Genomic DNA, 958 nt, shown 5'->3' on the forward strand with positions numbered 1-958 from the left:
CTGGCGGACCTGCTCGGCCACGACAGCGTGGACGAGACGGTCGAGCGCGAGCTGCTGCTCGACGTCAGCAACATCCTGCTCGGCTCGGTCCTGCGCGGCCTCGGCGAGCACACCGCCACCCGCCTCTCGCTGGGGCGGCCGGCCATCATGAGTATGGGGTCGCCGGTCGCGCGGCTGCTCAACGCCGAGGACCTCATCTGGGACCAGGCGCTGATGCTGGAGGTGAACTTCCGGCTGGACGCCCGCGGCTTCGCCTGCCACCTGCTGCTGCTCATGCCCGAACAGAGCATCGAGACCATGCGCCACGCCGTCGACCGCATCCTCGACGGGCTGGGCTGACGGCCATGCCCGAATACGTCCTCCTCGACAACCTGGTCACCGCCCTCAACATCGGCGTCGTGATCGTCGACCGCGAGCGCCGGGTGCGCCTGTGGAACCACTTCATGGAGATGCACAGCGGCCACACGGCGGCGTGGATCAAGGGGCGTGACCTCTGCGAGGTGTTCCCCGAACTGCCGCAGGACTGGTTCTCGGCGAAGCTGCGCAGCGTCGCCTACACCCGGCAGGCGGCGTTCAGCTCGTGGACGGAGCGGCCCTGGCTGTTCCGCTTCGACAACCCGCACCAGGTCACCGGCGGGCCCAAGTCGATGTACCAGGACTGCACCTTCCTGCCCCTGGCCGGGCCGGAAGACGAGCGGGTGGAGCACATCTGCGTCACGGTCATGGACGTCACCGACACGGCGGTCTACCAGCAGCAGCTCCAGGACGCCCAGGCCCGGCTGCTGGAGATGAGCATCCGCGATCCGCTCACGGGCATCTCCAACCGCCGCCACCTCGAGGAATGCCTGGCCACCGAATACCAGCGCGCACGCCGTTACGACCTGCCGCTGTCGGTGATCATGTTCGACATCGATCACTTCAAGCGCATCAACGACACCTTCGGCCACCAGGCCGGCGA

Annotated in this window: 1 protein-coding gene and 1 pseudogene; both read left to right on the plus strand. The window is 68.0% G+C overall.

Translation table 11 applies throughout. The features are described from left to right. A pseudogene (locus tag G7A99_RS21345) lies at positions 1-339 on the plus strand (hypothetical protein); the annotation flags it as partial. A 5-nt stretch (positions 340-344) separates the two neighbouring features. After that, positions 345-958: diguanylate cyclase (locus G7A99_RS21350; protein WP_163143925.1), on the plus strand; the 614-nt coding region annotated here is incomplete at its 3' end.

This window comes from Arhodomonas sp. KWT, assembly GCF_010993615.1.